This window comes from Luteimonas sp. MC1782, from assembly GCF_014164605.1.
GTDB lineage: Bacteria > Pseudomonadota > Gammaproteobacteria > Xanthomonadales > Xanthomonadaceae > Luteimonas.
Genome location: NZ_JACJFT010000001.1, coordinates 615,292 through 630,597, shown reverse-complemented (window position 1 = coordinate 630,597; position 15,306 = coordinate 615,292). Strand labels below are relative to the sequence as shown.

Here is a 15,306-nt window from a genome sequence, read left to right as displayed (position 1 = left end):
CACCGCGACTGCGACCGCCTCGCGGAAACGCCCGCGCAGCATGTCACCGATCATGAACCGCTGCAGGGCATCGCCATGCCGACGGCGCCGCCCCGAGCGCCTGCAGCCCGGCGGCTCCGCTCCAGGCCTTGACCACGATCAAGGTACCCTCCTCCACTCGCGGACAAGATGTCGCCATGGACGCCTCCCTCCCCTTCAATGCCGAGCTCCTGCGCCGCTACGACCGCCCGGGCCCGCGCTACACCTCGTATCCGACCGCGCCGCAGTTCAGCGCCGCATTCGGCGAGGCCGAGCTGCGCGAAGCGGTGGATGCCAGCAACGGCGACCCGATCCCGCGCCGGCTGTCGCTGTATGTCCACGTTCCGTTCTGCGTCAGCCCCTGTTTCTACTGCGGCTGCAACCGCATCATCACCCGCGACAAGTCGCGCGCCGAAGGCTACCTGGCGCGCCTGTACCGGGAGATCGACCTGGTCGCGTCGCTGTTCGACCGCGACCGCGAAGTCGTGCAGCTGCACCTCGGCGGCGGCACGCCGAACTTCATGGCGCCCGGACAACTGGCGGAGCTCGTCGACACGCTGCGCCGCCAGTTCCATTTCGCGCGGCCCGAGGAAAGCGACATCTCCATCGAGCTCGACCCGCGCTTCGTCTCGCCGGCCGACATCGCCGAGCTCGGCAGCATCGGGTTCAACCGCGCGAGCTTCGGGGTACAGGATTTTGATCCGCTGGTGCAGGAAGCCGTCAACCGCATCCAGTCGGTGGAGGAAACCCGCGCGGTGGTCGAGGCCTGCCGCGCCAGCGGCTTCCGATCGGTCAACGTCGACCTGATCTACGGCCTGCCGAAGCAGAACCCGGCCGGTTTCGCGCGCACGCTCGACACGGTGCTCGAGATGCGCCCGGACCGCCTGGCGGTCTACGGCTATGCGCACATGCCCGACCTGTTTCGCGCGCAGAACCAGATCGACGCGGCAGACCTACCCAGTGCGGAGGAGAAACTCGGCCTGCTCGAGCTGGCCATCACGCGCCTCTCCGCCGGTGGCTACGAATACATCGGCATGGACCACTTCGCGCTGCCCGACGACGACCTCGCCATGGCGCAGGCGCGCGGCAGCCTGCACCGCAACTTCATGGGCTACACCACCCACGCCGACAGCGACCTGGTCGGCCTCGGCGTCAGTGCGATCAGCCATATCGGCGACACCTTCAGCCAGAACCCGCGCGACCTGCCCGGCTGGCAGATCGCGATCGACGAAGGCCGGCTGCCGGTGTTCCGCGGCATGCGCCTCAGCGCCGACGACATCCTGCGCGCGGATTTGATCCAGCGCCTGATGTGCCAGGCGGAGGTGCCGGTGGATGCGCTGGAGCGCCGCCACGACATCGTGTTCGCGGAGTATTTCGCGGCCGACATCGAGCGCCTGCGCCCGCTGCAGGAGGACGGACTGGTGCGTCTCGAGCCGGGCCGGATCGTGGTGACCGCGCGCGGTCGCCTGTTGTTGCGTAATATTGCGATGTGCTTCGACCACTACCTCCCCGCCCCCGACGCCACGCCGGCCGATACTTCGCGCCCGCGTTTCTCCCGCGCCATCTGAACCTGCGGGTGGCGATCGCGTGAGCAAGGTCGCGTTTCCGCGCCTCGATGCCAGCGTGCTGGCAGACGACGGCGACGACTACCGCTTCTGCTCCACCTGCGCCTTTTCCCAGGCGTGCTTGGCGGAGGGCATGGACAAGGCCTCACTGGGCGACCTGCACATGCTGGTGCAGCATGTGGGTCCGCTGCATGCCGGGGAACACCTGTTCCGCACCGGTGATCCGTTCGAGGCGATCGCGGCGGTGCGCGCCGGCACGGTCAAGACCTATGTCATCGACCGCAACGGCCGCGAACACGTGCTCGGGTTCCACCTGCCGGGCGAGGTGATCGGCCTGGACGGCATCGACGGCGACACCTATCCCTGCAATGCGGTGGCGCTGGACACGGTGATGCTCTGCCGGTTCTCGTTTCCGCAGATCTCGGTGCTCGCCGCGCGCCTGCCCGGGCTGCAGAAGCACCTGTTCCGGCTGCTCAGCCGTGATATCGGCCGCGCCGCCCTGCTCTCCGGAGACTGGAGCGCGGACGAGCGGATGGCGGCGTTCCTGGTGGGGATTTCGCGGAGGCTTGCCGCGCGCGGGTTCTCGCCCGACCGTTTCCAGCTGACCATGGCACGCACCGACATCGCCAATTACCTGCGCCTCGCGCCGGAAACGGTCAGCCGTGTGCTCAAGCGCCTGCAGGACGATGGCCTGCTTGGCGTCGACCGCCGCGAGCTGGAGATCCTCGACCGCAAGCGGATCGAGGCGCTGGCCGCGCCGGTGCTCTGGACGCAGGCCTGAGAGCCAGGCCCCCGCGGCAAGCAGCGGGTGGCCATGGTGCCCCGCGACGGATCCACGATACGCATGGCGGCACGCTTGACCTGGGTCATGGCGGCTGACCCCGCGTCGAGAAGATGATCCTCCCACTTAAACGCGGAGGGCGTCATGGGGACCTATCGAAAGCTCTGGCTGGGACTGGCAATACTGCTGGTCTCTTCGTTTTCCGTGCTGCTGTGGGCGGGAGGCGAGATTTTCCGCGCCGCGCCGCCCATGCCCGAACAGGTGGTGTCGGAGAGCGGCCAGGTCGTCTACACCCGCGCCGATATCGAACGCGGCCGCCAGGTCTGGCAATCCATCGGCGGCATGCAACTGGGCTCGATCTGGGGTCACGGCGGCTACGTCGCCCCGGACTGGAGCGCGGACTGGCTGCACCGCGAAGCGGTCGGCGTGCTCGACCTGTGGACGCGCGAGGCCGGTGGAACGAGCTGGGCCGAGTTGCCCGCAGTTGAACGCACCAGCCTGCAGGGGCGCCTGCAGGAATCCATCCGCCGCAACACCTACGATGCGGCCACCGGCACGATCACCCTCGATGCCGACCGCGTGTCGGCGATCGCCGAGGTGGCTGCGCACTACGTAAGCCTGTTCGGCAACGATCCGGCCACCGCGGGCCTGCGCGAGGCCTACGCGATGAAGAACGACACCGTGCCCGACGCCGACCATCGGCGCTCGCTGACGGCGTTCTTCTGGTGGACGTCCTGGGCGGCCACCACCGAGCGGCCCAGCGAAATCGGCGACGGCATGGTGCCGGAGAAGTCCGGCGTGGTACCGCAGCAGGTCACCTACACCAACAACTGGCCCAGCGAGCCGCTGGTCGGCAATCGCCCGGCCGCGCCGCTCTGGGTCTGGTCCGCCTTCAGCGTGCTGTTCCTGATCGCCGGCATCGCCCTGCTCGGCTGGTGGCATGCAGTGAGCCACGACAGGGAGGAGCGCGGTCACGCCATTCCGGCAAGCGACCCGTTCGCGGCGCTGCGCCTGACGCCGTCGATGCGCGCGGTGGCCAAGTATTTCTGGCTGGTGCTGGCGCTGTTCCTGGTGCAGATCCTGCTGGGCGCGATCACCGCGCATTACCAGGTGGAAGGCCAGGACGCGTACGGCTTTGCCCTTTCCGAGATCCTGCCCTACTCGCTCTCGCGCACCTGGCACACGCAACTCTCGGTGCTCTGGATCGCGGTCGCCTGGCTTGGCACCGGCCTGTACATCGCGCCACTGCTGTCGGGCCATGAACCGAAGTTCCAGCGGTTCGGCGTCAACTTCCTGTTCTTCTCGCTGATCATCATCGTGGTCGGCTCGTTCGCCGGCCAGTGGTTCGCGGTGATGCAGAAGCTGGGCCTGGAGCACAACTTCTGGTTCGGCCACCAGGGCTGGGAATACGCCGACATGGGCCGTTTCTGGCAGTGGTACCTGTTCATCGGCCTGTTGCTGTGGGTGGCGCTGGTGGGTCGCGCGCTGTGGCCCGTGTTGCGCAACCGCGACAACGAGTCGCGGCACATCGTCGGCCTGATGTTCATGGCCACCGCGGCGATCGGCCTGTTCTTCGCCTCGGCGCTGATGTGGGGCGAGCACACGCACATTTCCGAGGTCGAATACTGGCGCTGGTGGCTGGTGCACCTCTGGGTCGAAGGCTTCTTCGAAGTGTTCGCGACCGCGGTGATGGCGCTGATCTTCACCAAGCTGGGCCTGCTGAAGACGTCCACGGCCACGGTCGCGGTGCTGTTCGCCACCATCATCTTCATGGCCGGTGGCGTGCTGGGCACCCTGCACCACCTGTACTTCGTCGGCACGCCGACCGCGGTGGTGGCGCTGGGCGCGAGCTTCTCGGCGCTGGAAGTGGTTCCGCTGGCCTACATCGGCTTCGAGGCCTACCAGACCTGGAAGCACGGCAAGGCCACGCCGTGGATGGCGCGCTACCGCTGGCCGGTGATGTTCTTCATCGCGGTGTCGTTCTGGAACCTGGTGGGCGCGGGCCTGTTCGGCTTCCTGATCAACCCGCCGCTCTCGCTGTACTACATGCAGGGCCTGAACCTCACGCCGCTGCATGGCCACACCGCGCTGTTCGGCGTGTACGGCATGCTCGGCATCGCGCTGATGCTGTTCTGCCTGCGTGGCCTGCGCGGGCAGATGGTCTGGGACACGCGGGCCCTGAAGGTCTCGTTCTGGTGCCTCAACATCGGCCTGGCGCTGATGGCACTGCTGACACTGCTGCCACTGGGTACGATGCAGCTGCTGGCGGCGATCGAGCACGGCTATGCCCATGCGCGTTCGGCCGAGTTCATGCAGCGGCCGATCGTCGACCTGCTGGTGTGGATGCGGGTCCCGGGCGATACAATCTTCAGCGTGGGCGCGTTCGCCCTCAGCTGGTTCGTACTCAGGCTGTGGATCGCGCCGCGACGCGATCCGGCGCTGCTGCCCGGCACTGACACGGAGGTGGCTTGAGCCATGGGTGTTGCCCCCACCACGGCACGCAACGGCGCCACGGCGCCGCTCGCGAGGCTGGCCATCGCACCGCACCGGCTGCTGTTTTTCATCGGTACCGGCAACCTGCTGCTGGCGATGGCGTGGTGGACGGCGTGGCTGGTCTCCGCGCGCTGGCCACAGCTGCTGCAGATGCACCAGCCCGATCCCTACGCGGGTTGGCTGCATGCGCTGGTGATGCAGTACCAGATGCTGCCGAGCTTCATCTTCGGCTTCCTGCTGACGGTATTCCCGCGCTGGATGGCGCTGCCCGATGCGGCCCGCTGGCATTACGTGCCGGTCGGCCTCGGCCTGTTCGGTGGGCAGGTCGCGACACTGATGGGCGCACTGGGGGCGCCGGCCGGCATCGAGGTGGGGGTGATCATGACCCTGGCCGGATGGACCGCGGGCCTGTGCTTCCTGGGTGACCAGGTGGTGCGCGAGCGCGGCACCACCTGGCATGCGCGCTCGTGCTTCGCGGCGCTGGTGCTGGGGTGGATCGGCATCGCGGCGTTCGCGGCCACCCTGCTGGGGGCGTCGCCGCAGTGGGTATTCGCCAGCATCAAGATCGGGACGTTCGGGCTGCTGCTGCCCGTCTACCTGACGGTGGCGCACCGCATGTTCCCGTTCTTCGCCGCCAACGTGGTGCCCGGCTACGTGCCATGGCGCCCGCTCTGGCTGCTGGCGGCGTTCTGGGTGTTCAGCCTCATGCACCTGGGGCTCGAGCTGGTGCACGCATATGCCTGGCTGTGGCTGGCCGACCTGCCACTGCTGGCGCTGTCGCTGACGGCCCTCTGGCGCTGGTGGCCGCGCGGTCCGAAGCCCGGGATCCTCGCGGTGCTGTTCCTGGCCCTGGCATGGCTGCCGGCCACGTTCGCACTGTATGCGGCGCAGAGCCTGGTCTACCTCGCCGGCGAAGGCTTCATCCTCGGGCGCGCGCCGGCCCATGCCCTGTTTGTCGGCTTCTTCGGCAGCGTGCTGGTGGCCATGGTGACGCGCGTCACCCAGGGCCACTCGGGGCGGAAGATCGAGATGCCCAAGGTGGCCTGGATCGCGTTTGCCGGGATCCAGCTGGTGACGGTGGCGCGCATCGCCGCGGATCTCGCAGACGACTCCGGTGCGTGGTGGACGCTGGCCGCCGCGGGCTGGCTGGTGGTGCTGGCGCCGTGGGTGGCAAGGCTCGGCGGCATCTATCTGTCACCGCGTGCCGACGGAAAACCCGGCTAGGCCATGATCGAGTTCTATCCGCAGATCAAGTCGGTGCACGTGGCCACGGTCGTGGCCAGCGGCCTGCTGTTCGCCGTGCGCGGATTGCTGGTGCAGGTCGGGCAACCGCGCCTGGCCCTCGCCGCCCCCGTGCGCTACCTGAGCTACACCATCGACACCACGCTGCTGACCGCCGCGCTCATGTTGCTGACCATCCTGCCGGGCGCCATGTTCGCCAACGGCTGGCTGGTGGCCAAGATCGTGCTGCTGGTCGCCTACATCGTGCTTGGCGCCCATGCGCTGCGCCGTGGGCGGTCTGCGCGCGTACGCCTCGCCTGCTACGTGGCGGGGTTCGCTTTGTTCGGATTCATCTATACCATCGCACGAGCCCACCACCCGGCGGGCTTCTTCTGGCTGTTGTTCGCAGGTTGACCGGCGGCGGCGCCAGGAGGCGAGTCGACCACCACAAAGGGGCTACCCATGCAGGGTGCAGTGCGCAAGATCTCGATCCTCGTTGCGGCCCTGGCCGTGTTCTCAATGATCGGCTGCGACGGTGGCGACCGCACCCCGGCCGCGGCCAATTCCGGACAGGCCGCGGCCCCGGGCAAAGGCGATACCGGCGGCTCGCGCAAGGGCGACTTCGGTCCGCCGCAGGGCGAGCCGATCAAGGCCGTCCTGACTTCTCCGCCGCTCGTGCCCCCGGCCACCGGCCGCAACCATCCGGCCAAGGTCATCGTCGAGCTGGACGTCATCGAAAAGGTGATGCCGATCTCGGAAGGCGTCGACTACACCTTCTGGACCTTTGGCGGCACCGTGCCCGGCAGCTTCATCCGCGTGCGACAGGGCGATACGGTCGAATTCCACCTGCGCAACATGCCCGACAGCAAGATGCCCCACAACATCGACCTGCACGGCGTGACAGGCCCCGGCGGCGGCGCGGCTTCCAGCTTCACGGCGCCCGGCCACCGCACCCAGTTCACGTTCAAGGCGCTCAACGCCGGCCTCTACGTCTACCACTGCGCCACCGCGCCGGTGGGCATGCACGTGGCCAACGGCATGTACGGACTGATCCTGGTCGAGCCGCCGGAGGGCCTGTCGAAGGTCGACCGCGAGTACTACGTGATGCAGGGCGACTTCTACACGACCGGCAAGTACCGCGAGAAGGGCCTGCAGCCGTTCGACATGGAACGGGCCATCGACGAGAACCCGACCTACGTGCTCTTCAACGGGTCGGAAGGTTCGATCGCCGGCGACAACGCGCTGATGACCAAGGTCGGGGAGACTGTGCGCCTGTACGTCGGCAACGGAGGCCCCAACCTGATCTCAAGCTTCCACGTGATCGGCGAGATCTTCGACAAGGTCTGGTACGAGGGCGGCACGCACTTCCAGGAAAACGTGCAGACCACGCTGATCCCGGCGGGTGGCGCGGCGATGATGGAATTCCACATGGAAGTCCCGGGCAGCTACGTGCTGGTCGACCACAGCCTGTTCCGCGCTTTCAACAAGGGCGCGCTTGGCATCCTCAAGGCCGACGGACCCGAGAACAAGGAGATCTACTCCGGCCTCGAGGTCGACGAGATGTACATCGGCGATCGCGCCCAGGGCAACCTGGCCGCCGTGGCCACGGCCGCGGCCGCGCAGAAGACCGGAGATCTCACGGTCGAGGAGCAGATCGCGGCCGGCAAGGCGCTGTTCGCCGGCACCTGCTCGACCTGCCACATGCCCAACGGCGAAGGCATGGCGGGCGTGTTCCCCCCACTGGCCAAGTCGGACTACATCGCCGCCGACCCGACGTCGGTGCCGCGCGTGATCCTGCACGGGCTGGAGGGCAAGGTGACGGTCAACGGCACCGACTACAACTCGATCATGCCGCCGATGGCGCAGCTGACCGACGACGAAGTCGCCAACATCTCCACCTACGTGCTCAACACCTGGGGCAACCCCGGTGGCAAGGTCACCAAGGCCGAAGCCGCGACCATCCGCAAGGCCAAGCCCGCCAACGCCTCCGCCGGCCACTGAGCCATGCGCCGCCTCGCCGCGCTGCTGCTCCTGCTCCCGCTCGCCGGCCTCGCCGCCGGCGTCGGGGAGTACGTGAAGCTGCCCGGCGGGGCGTTCCGCACCGCACTGAAGTACGAAGACCGGACCGGACCCACGCGCATCGCGCCCTTCGAGATGATGCGCACCCCGGTAAGCAACGCGCGGTTCCTCGCGTTCGTCCGCAAGCATCCGCAATGGCGGCGTGACCGCGTCGCCTCGGTGATGGCCGAACCGCGCTACCTGTCGCACTGGGCGGGTGCGACCACGCTCGGCGATGCCGTGCGACCGGAACAGCCCGTGGTGCAGGTCAGCTGGTTCGCCGCGCAGGCCTACTGCGAGGCCGAAGGCGCGCGGCTGCCGACCTGGGACGAATGGGAGTACGCGGCGGCCGCCGACGAGACCCGCCGTGACGCCCGGCGCGATCCGCGCTGGCGCGAGCGCATCCTGTCCTGGTACTCGCGCCCGTCCAACGCCGCATTGCAGCGGGTCGGATTGCAGGCGCCGAATGCCTATGGCGTGCAGGACCTGCACGGCCTGGTCTGGGAATGGACCGAAGACGCGTCGGCGCTGATGATCGCCGAGGACAACCGCAACCAGGGCGACGCCGACAACGCGCGCTTCTGCGGGGCCGGTGCACTGTCGATGGACGACCGCGACAACTATGCGGTGCTGATGCGGGTGGCCATGCTGTCCTCGCTCGGTGCACGCGACACCACCGCCAACATGGGCTTCCGTTGCGTGAAGGACCTGCCATGAGCAAGTTGCTGGCGACCCTCCTGGGACTGCTCCTGGCGCTGGCCTGCACGCCCGCGTCCGCGGCGCAGCTACCGAAGGACTCCGTGTACGCGCTGCCGCTGCCGCTGGTGGACCAGGACGGACGCGCGTTCGACTGGCGCGAGCGGCGCGGAAAGGCCCAGCTGGTGTCGATGTTCTATACCTCGTGCCAGTACATCTGCCCGCTGATCGTCGACAGCGGCAAGGCCATCGAGCGGCAACTGTCTGCAAGCGAACGCGCCCGCCTCGGCCTGCTGCTGATCAGCATGGATCCTGCGCGCGACACGCCCGCCGCCCTCGCGAAAGTGGCCACCCAGCGCAAGCTGGACGCCACGCGCTGGACCTTGGCCCGGCCGCGGCCACAGGACGTACGCAGCATCGCCGGGCTGCTTGGCATCCGCTACCGGCTGCTGGAAGACGGCGAGTTCAACCACACCAGTGCGCTGGTGCTGCTCGATGCGGAGGGCCGGATCATCGCCCGCACCGAGCGCATGGGGAGCCGGCCGGACCCCGAGTTCCTCGCCGCGGTCAAACGCGCACTGGCGACGGATTGACCCACGCCGGCCGCGGCCCCCATGGCCCGCGGCCCGGAGTCCGCAGCGGCGCGGGGCCGTGGGACGGATCGTTGCCGTTTCCGCCCGGCCGGGACGTGCCCTTCCCCGTGGCGGACGCCTATAATGCGCGGTGCTGCATGCGTCGCCCTTGTGTCTGCCGGCCCATGCGCCAATCCTCCGCCGCGAACAAGCCGGCAGCGCTTTGATCACGATCAATGCCGGGCCCGCCCCCGTAGCGGAAAATAAACAACAGCAACCAAGGTCACCGCACATGTCCTCGACCCCCGCCACAGCTCCGGCCACGGCCGCATTCGGCCCGGATGCCGCCAGGTCCGGCTATTACAACGACAAGGTCGTGCGCCAGTTCACCGTCGCCACTGTCTTCTGGGGCATCGTCGGCATGGCCGTGGGCGTCTTCATCGCCGCGCAGCTGTACTGGCCGACCCTCGGCGAAGGCATCCCGTGGCTGAGTTACGGCCGCCTGCGCCCGCTGCACACCAACGGCGTGATCTTCGCCTTCGGCGTCTGCGCGCTGTTCGCGACCAGCCTCTACGTCGTGCAGCGCACCTGCCATGTCCGGCTGATCTCCGACAAGCTGGCATCGTTCGTGTTCTGGGGCTGGCAGCTGGTGCTGGTGCTGGCGGTGATCACCCTGCCCATGGGCCTGACCCAGGGCAAGGAATACGCCGAACTGGAATGGCCCATCGACCTGCTGCTGACCGTGGTCTGGGTCGCCTACGCGGTGCTGTTCTTCGGCACCATCGCCAAGCGCCGCGTGTCGCACATCTACGTCGCCAACTGGTTCTTCGGCGCGTACATCGTCACCGTCGCCATCCTGCACATCGTCAACAACATCGCCATCCCGTCGGGCCTCGGCAAGTCCTACCCGGTATACAGCGGCGCGGTCGATGCGATGGTGCAGTGGTGGTACGGCCACAACGCCGTCGGCTTCCTGCTGACCACGGCGTTCCTGGGCATGATGTATTACTTCGTGCCCAAGCAGGCCGGGCGCCCGGTCTACTCCTACCGCCTGTCGATCGTGCACTTCTGGGCGCTGATCGCGGTCTACATGTGGGCCGGTCCGCACCACCTGCAGTACACCGCCCTGCCCGACTGGGTGCAGTCGGTGGGCATGGTGTTCTCGCTGATCCTGCTGGCGCCCAGCTGGGGCGGCGCGATCAACGGAATCATGACGCTCTCCGGCGTCTGGTACAAACTCCGCACCGATCCGATCCTGAAGTTCCTGATCGTCGCGCTGTCGTTCTACATGATCGCCACCTTCGAGGGGCCGATGATGTCGATCAAGACGGTGAACTCGCTGTCGCACTACACCGACTGGACCGTCGGCCACGTGCACGCCGGCGCGCTGGGCTGGGTGGCCATGATCACCATCGGCTCCATCTATTCGCTGATGCCGCGCATCCTCGGCCTGAAGGAGATGTACTCGGTCAAGTGGATCGACACGCACTTCTGGCTGCACACCATCGGCGTGGTGTTCTACATCGCATCGATGTGGATCGCCGGCGTGATGCAGGGCCTGATGTGGCGCGCGACCAACGCCGACGGCACGCTGACCTACAGCTTCGTCGAGTCCCTCAATGCCACCTACCCCTACTACCTCGTGCGCTTCGGCGGCGGCCTGCTGGTGCTGACCGGCATGTTCCTGATGGCCCTCAACACCTGGAGGACGTTCCAGATGGCCAAGGCCCCGGCGCCGCAGCCGGTGCTCGCGCCCGATCCTTCCAGCGCCCGCGCTTCGACCCAGGCTGCCTGACATGAGCGAAAACAAGATTCCCCCGCCGCCCAATGCCCACGAAAAGGTCGAGAAGAACGTCGGCCTGCTGATCGGCCTGATCGCCGTCGCCGTGTCCTTCGGTGGACTGGCCGAGATCGTGCCGCTGATGTACCAGGCCGAGACCATCGAGCCGCTGCCGGGCGTGGAACCCTACCCCGCCCTGGAGCTCGCCGGGCGCGACATCTACGTCCGCGAGGGCTGCTACAACTGCCACTCGCAGATGGTGCGCACCCTGCGCTTCGAATCCGAGCGTTACGGCCACTACTCGCTGGCCGGCGAGTCGGTGTATGACCGTCCGCACCAGTGGGGTTCCAAGCGCACCGGTCCGGACCTGGCGCGCGTCGGTGGCCGTTATTCGGACGACTGGCATCGCGTGCACCTGGTCGACCCGCGCGCGGTGGTGCCCGAGTCCAACATGCCGTCCTTCCCCTGGTTGGCCAATGCACAGGTGAACGCCGCGACGATCGCGCGCAACATGCGCAACCTGCAGCGCCTCGGCGACCCGTATAGCGACGAGGACATTGCCGGCGTGGCCGAGGCGGTGGCCGGCAAGACCGAGCTCGATGCCATGGTGGCCTACCTGCAGGGCCTCGGGCGCCATGCCCCGACCGCGGCCGCCGTGTCCGCCGCGAAGGCGGAGGCCGCGCCATGATCGGCGGATTTGTCACGCTCGCCCTCCTGCTGCTGTTCGTGGGCGGCTGGATCTGGATCTGGCGACCTTCGCTCAAGGCCCAGTTCGATGCAGCCGCGCAGCGGCCCCTTGAAGACGATTCCCAGGAGCCCGCTCAATGACCACCGGTTGGAGCATCTACGTCATCGCGCTGGTCGTGCTCAATATCGCCGGCCTCTGGGCCCTGCTGGCCTGGACCAGCCGCCGCCGCCCGGGTGATCCCAAGCCGGAGGACACCAGCCACGTCTGGGACGAGGACATCACCGAGTACAACAAGCCGCTGCCGCGCTGGTGGATCATCGGCTTCTACCTGACCATGGTGTTCGCCGTCGGCTACCTGCTCTGGTATCCGGGCTTTGGCAACTTCAAGGGGTTTGGCAACTGGACCTCGTCCGCCGAGCATGACGCCGACAAGTCCAGGCAGGACGCGGTCCTCGCCGAGACCTTCAGGCCCTATGACGGTCGCGCCATCTCCGAGCTCGCTGGCGATCCGCGCGCGGTGCAGCTGGGGCGCGCGATCTTCGCCAACACCTGCGCCACCTGCCATGGCTCCTCGGCGCAGGGCGCGGTGGGCTACCCCAACCTGACCGACGATATCTGGCACTGGGGCGCCTCGGAGGCACGCGTGCTCGAGAGCATCCTCGACGGTCGCCAGGGCGTGATGCCGGAATGGGGCACGGTGCTCACCGGCATGGGCGGCGACAACGCCGTGCTTTCGGTGGCCACCTACGTGCGCGCGCTGGCGGGTGAGGTCCCGGCGAACGACTTCTTCGCCGCCCAGGGCAAGGGCCTGTACGAAGGCGTCTGCGTGGCCTGCCACGGCATCGACGGCAAGGGCAACCAGGACCTGGGCGCGCCCGACCTGACCGACGCCTACGCCATGTACGGCAACTCGGTGCAATCGATCATGGAAACCATCAACAACGGGCGCCACGGCGTCATGCCGGCGCATCGCGAGCTGCTTGGCGAGACCCGCTCGCGGCTGGTGGCCTCCTATGTGTGGTCGCTGTCCAACCCCACCGGTCCCGAGCCGACCCAGGGCCAGCCGCTGGGCGCGCAGTGAGCAACCTCCCCGGCCCCGGGTTCGACCATCCGCCGCGCCCCATGGCGCAGCGGGTCGGCGCGATCCTGTGGCCGAGCTTCTTCGCCGCGGGCGTGGCGACGATGGTGTTCTCCGCCTTCGTCGACCCGCTGATGCTGCGTGACATCACCTTCCCCGATGTCGAGATCAGCCGCAGCCTGGGCTACTCGATCGCGTTCTTCATGTTCTGGGTCGCCACCGCGGCGTCCAGCCTGTTCACATGGTTCCTGCTTCGCCCGGCCAGCCGGTTCAACAAGGCGCTCCCCCCAGACTGATGAGCCGTCGTATCCCCCTGGAGCTTGCCGGTGACGATGGCGGCTCGATGTATGTCAGCGAGCGCAAGGTCTACCCGCGCGAAGTCTCCGGACGCCTCAACACGCTGCGCGTGGCCGCCGTGTTCTGGCTGCTCGGCATGTTCTACGTGTTCCCGTGGCTGCGCTGGGACGGGCGCCAGGCGGTGCTGTTCGACCTGCCGGCACGCAAGTTCCACGTCTTCAGCCTGACGTTCTGGCCGCAGGACTTCCTGTTCCTGGCGCTGCTGCTGATCATCGCCGCGCTGGCGCTGTTCTTCTTCACCGCGCTGGCCGGGCGCCTGTTCTGCGGCTACGCCTGCCCGCAGACGGTGTGGACCGAAGTGTTCCTGTGGATGGAGCGCTGGACCGAGGGCGAGCGCAACAAGCGCATGCGGCTCGACGCCGGCCCATGGACGCGCGAGAAGGTCCTGCGCAAGGCGGCCAAGCACGCGCTGTGGCTGGTGTTCGCGTTGTGGACCGGCTTCACCTTCGTCGGCTTCTTCACCCCGATCACCGACCTGGCCGCGCGCCTGCCCACGCTGGCCTGGGGTGGCTGGGAGACGTTCTGGGTGCTGTTCTACGCGCTGGCCACCTGGGGCAACGCCGGTTTCCTGCGCGAGCAGGTGTGCAAGTACATGTGCCCGTACGCGCGCTTCCAGAGCGCCATGTTCGACCGCAACACGCTGATCATCGCCTACGACCCGATGCGCGGGGAGCCGCGCGGGCCGCGCAAGCGCGGCCTCGGCAGCGTGGCACAGCGCGCCCGCGGCCTGCTCGACCAGATCACCGCCTACGACTACGTGTTCCGCGCCGCGCTGCACCCGACCGCGGCCGACAACCGCGTGCAGGCCGCCGGCACCATCTCGCTTGGCGGCATGGGCGAGGTGGCGGAGCCCCTGCCGAAGTTCGACACCGCCGAACTCGGTGACTGCATCGACTGCACCCTCTGCGTGCAGGTCTGCCCGACCGGCATCGACATCCGCAACGGGCTGCAATACGAGTGCATCGCCTGTGGCGCCTGCATCGACGCCTGCGACGACGTCATGGACAAGATGGGCTTCGAGCGCGGCCTGATCCGCTACAGCACCCAGAATGCGATCGACAACAAGCCCACCCGCGTGCTGCGGCCCCGCGTGTTCGTCTACGGCATCCTGCTGCTGGCGCTCACCGTCGCCTGGGTGGTTGGCGTGGGCATGCGCAGCCCGCTGATCGTCGAGGTGCTGCGCGACCGCAATGCGCTCTACCGCGTGGTCGGCGACGGCCAGGTCGAGAACGACTACACACTCAAGATCGTCAACAAGAGCGACGATGCCCGCGCCTACCGCATCGTCGTCGAAGGCGGCGCGCCGGGCATCGAGCTGCGCGGCCGCGGCCTGGACGCGGTGCGCGCCGATGCCCAGCAGGTGATCAGCGTCCCGGTGGTCATCGCCGCTCCCGACTCCCTCAAGGGCCGCCACGCGCTGAGTTTTCGCGTCGAGACCATCGACGGCGAAGCCAGCGAAACGGTCGACAGCAGCTTCTTCGGACCCATGTGATGACAGACGACCGCAAACGCCCCTTCTGGCGCGAACCGATGATGTGGCTGGTGATCGGCCTGCCGCTGGCGTCGGTTGTCGCCGGCGTGATCCTCGTGGGCCTGGCGACCCGCGACTCAAGCGATGCGGTGGGCGACGTGGTCCAGCGCACCGCGCAGATCCAGGTCTCCGACCTGAGCCCCGACGCCCGCGCCCGCGACCTCGGCCTGAGCGCCATCATCCGCGTCGACGAAGGCTATGTGGAAGTGCTGCCGGTGACCGGCCAGTTCGACCGCGGGCAGCCCCTGCGCATCGTGCTGCGCCACCCCTCCCTGGCGGCGTCCGACGTCGAACTGCGCGCCGCGCCCGGCGAGTACGGCTGGCGTGCCGAGGCCGGGATCGGCCTCGACCACGACTGGAAGCTCGAGCTCATGCCCGAAGGCATGGCCTGGCGCCTGCAGGGACGCCTGCCGAAAGGACAGCGCGCGGCCCACGTGAAGCCGGCCTTCTCCGGCGAGCAGGAGTGAG

General features: G+C 68.0%; 15 protein-coding genes. All 15 read left to right on the top strand.

Annotated features, from left to right (window positions below; all coding sequences use genetic code 11):
- Positions 1–176 precede the first annotated feature (176 nt).
- The 15 genes from hemN (at position 177) to H5368_RS02925 (ending at position 15,305) form a co-directional block, all read left to right on the top strand.
- Positions 177–1,586, top strand: a complete 1,410-nt coding sequence (gene hemN, locus H5368_RS02995; protein WP_182821212.1) for an oxygen-independent coproporphyrinogen III oxidase — start codon at positions 177–179, stop codon at positions 1,584–1,586.
- A 19-nt stretch (positions 1,587–1,605) separates the two neighbouring features.
- Positions 1,606–2,364 (top strand): helix-turn-helix domain-containing protein, encoded by a 759-nt coding sequence (locus H5368_RS02990; RefSeq protein ID WP_223878047.1) that lies wholly within the window; start codon positions 1,606–1,608, stop codon positions 2,362–2,364.
- 144 nt (positions 2,365–2,508) lie between these two features.
- Positions 2,509–4,836: a nitric-oxide reductase large subunit gene (locus tag H5368_RS02985; RefSeq protein WP_182821210.1), complete on the top strand. Its 2,328-nt coding sequence runs from the start codon at positions 2,509–2,511 to the stop codon at positions 4,834–4,836.
- A gap of 3 nt (positions 4,837–4,839) precedes the next feature.
- A complete protein-coding gene (locus H5368_RS02980; RefSeq protein WP_182821208.1) occupies positions 4,840–6,081 on the top strand; it encodes an NnrS family protein in 1,242 nt (413 codons plus the stop codon).
- A 3-nt stretch (positions 6,082–6,084) separates the two neighbouring features.
- Positions 6,085–6,492, top strand: a complete 408-nt coding sequence (locus tag H5368_RS02975; RefSeq protein ID WP_182821206.1) for a SirB2 family protein — start codon at positions 6,085–6,087, stop codon at positions 6,490–6,492.
- Positions 6,493–6,540: 48 nt separating this feature from the next.
- Positions 6,541–8,079, top strand: coding sequence for a copper-containing nitrite reductase (gene nirK / locus H5368_RS02970; RefSeq protein ID WP_255486306.1), 1,539 nt, complete (start codon positions 6,541–6,543; stop codon positions 8,077–8,079).
- Between the two features lie 3 nt (positions 8,080–8,082).
- Complete coding sequence (locus tag H5368_RS02965; protein ID WP_182821204.1) at positions 8,083–8,853, top strand: formylglycine-generating enzyme family protein; 771 nt, start codon at positions 8,083–8,085, stop codon at positions 8,851–8,853.
- Positions 8,850–9,425, top strand: a complete 576-nt coding sequence (locus tag H5368_RS02960) for an SCO family protein (RefSeq protein ID WP_182821202.1) — start codon at positions 8,850–8,852, stop codon at positions 9,423–9,425. The genes H5368_RS02965 and H5368_RS02960 overlap by 4 nt, the downstream gene beginning before the upstream one ends.
- A gap of 271 nt (positions 9,426–9,696) precedes the next feature.
- Complete coding sequence (gene ccoN, locus H5368_RS02955; RefSeq protein ID WP_182821200.1) at positions 9,697–11,199, top strand: cytochrome-c oxidase, cbb3-type subunit I; 1,503 nt, start codon at positions 9,697–9,699, stop codon at positions 11,197–11,199.
- Position 11,200: 1 nt separating this feature from the next.
- Positions 11,201–11,872: a cytochrome-c oxidase, cbb3-type subunit II gene (ccoO, locus tag H5368_RS02950; RefSeq protein WP_182821198.1), complete on the top strand. Its 672-nt coding sequence runs from the start codon at positions 11,201–11,203 to the stop codon at positions 11,870–11,872.
- On the top strand, positions 11,869–12,012 hold the full coding sequence (locus H5368_RS02945; protein ID WP_182821196.1) for a cbb3-type cytochrome c oxidase subunit 3: 144 nt from the start codon (positions 11,869–11,871) through the stop codon (positions 12,010–12,012). The genes ccoO and H5368_RS02945 overlap by 4 nt, the downstream gene beginning before the upstream one ends.
- Positions 12,009–12,953, top strand: coding sequence for a cytochrome-c oxidase, cbb3-type subunit III (gene ccoP / locus H5368_RS02940; RefSeq protein WP_182821194.1), 945 nt, complete (start codon positions 12,009–12,011; stop codon positions 12,951–12,953). The genes H5368_RS02945 and ccoP overlap by 4 nt, the downstream gene beginning before the upstream one ends.
- Before the next feature lie 41 nt (positions 12,954–12,994).
- Positions 12,995–13,246, top strand: a complete 252-nt coding sequence (locus H5368_RS02935) for a hypothetical protein (RefSeq protein ID WP_182823695.1) — start codon at positions 12,995–12,997, stop codon at positions 13,244–13,246.
- Entirely contained in the window at positions 13,246–14,799 is a 1,554-nt protein-coding gene (locus tag H5368_RS02930) for a 4Fe-4S dicluster domain-containing protein (protein WP_182821191.1), read from the top strand. Before H5368_RS02935 ends, H5368_RS02930 begins: the two co-directional genes overlap by 1 nt.
- Complete coding sequence (locus tag H5368_RS02925; RefSeq protein ID WP_182821189.1) at positions 14,799–15,305, top strand: FixH family protein; 507 nt, start codon at positions 14,799–14,801, stop codon at positions 15,303–15,305. Before H5368_RS02930 ends, H5368_RS02925 begins: the two co-directional genes overlap by 1 nt.
- The last annotated feature ends 1 nt before the right edge of the window (position 15,306 follow it).

Bases quoted from the DNA above. Each gene is read 5' to 3' on its own strand.
- nirK (WP_255486306.1), top strand. From the start codon at position 6,541: ATGCAGGGTGCAGTGCGCAAGATCTCGATCCTCGTTGCGGCCCTGGCC.
- H5368_RS02985 (WP_182821210.1), top strand. From the start codon at position 2,509: ATGGGGACCTATCGAAAGCTCTGGCTGGGACTGGCAATACTGCTGGTC.
- ccoN (WP_182821200.1), top strand. From the start codon at position 9,697: ATGTCCTCGACCCCCGCCACAGCTCCGGCCACGGCCGCATTCGGCCCG.
- H5368_RS02930 (WP_182821191.1), top strand. From the start codon at position 13,246: ATGAGCCGTCGTATCCCCCTGGAGCTTGCCGGTGACGATGGCGGCTCG.
- H5368_RS02945 (WP_182821196.1), top strand. From the start codon at position 11,869: ATGATCGGCGGATTTGTCACGCTCGCCCTCCTGCTGCTGTTCGTGGGC.
- ccoP (WP_182821194.1), top strand. From the start codon at position 12,009: ATGACCACCGGTTGGAGCATCTACGTCATCGCGCTGGTCGTGCTCAAT.
- ccoO (WP_182821198.1), top strand. From the start codon at position 11,201: ATGAGCGAAAACAAGATTCCCCCGCCGCCCAATGCCCACGAAAAGGTC.
- hemN (WP_182821212.1), top strand. From the start codon at position 177: ATGGACGCCTCCCTCCCCTTCAATGCCGAGCTCCTGCGCCGCTACGAC.
- H5368_RS02965 (WP_182821204.1), top strand. From the start codon at position 8,083: ATGCGCCGCCTCGCCGCGCTGCTGCTCCTGCTCCCGCTCGCCGGCCTC.
- H5368_RS02960 (WP_182821202.1), top strand. From the start codon at position 8,850: ATGAGCAAGTTGCTGGCGACCCTCCTGGGACTGCTCCTGGCGCTGGCC.
- H5368_RS02935 (WP_182823695.1), top strand. From the start codon at position 12,995: ATGGCGCAGCGGGTCGGCGCGATCCTGTGGCCGAGCTTCTTCGCCGCG.
- H5368_RS02925 (WP_182821189.1), top strand. From the start codon at position 14,799: ATGACAGACGACCGCAAACGCCCCTTCTGGCGCGAACCGATGATGTGG.
- H5368_RS02975 (WP_182821206.1), top strand. From the start codon at position 6,085: ATGATCGAGTTCTATCCGCAGATCAAGTCGGTGCACGTGGCCACGGTC.
- H5368_RS02980 (WP_182821208.1), top strand. From the start codon at position 4,840: ATGGGTGTTGCCCCCACCACGGCACGCAACGGCGCCACGGCGCCGCTC.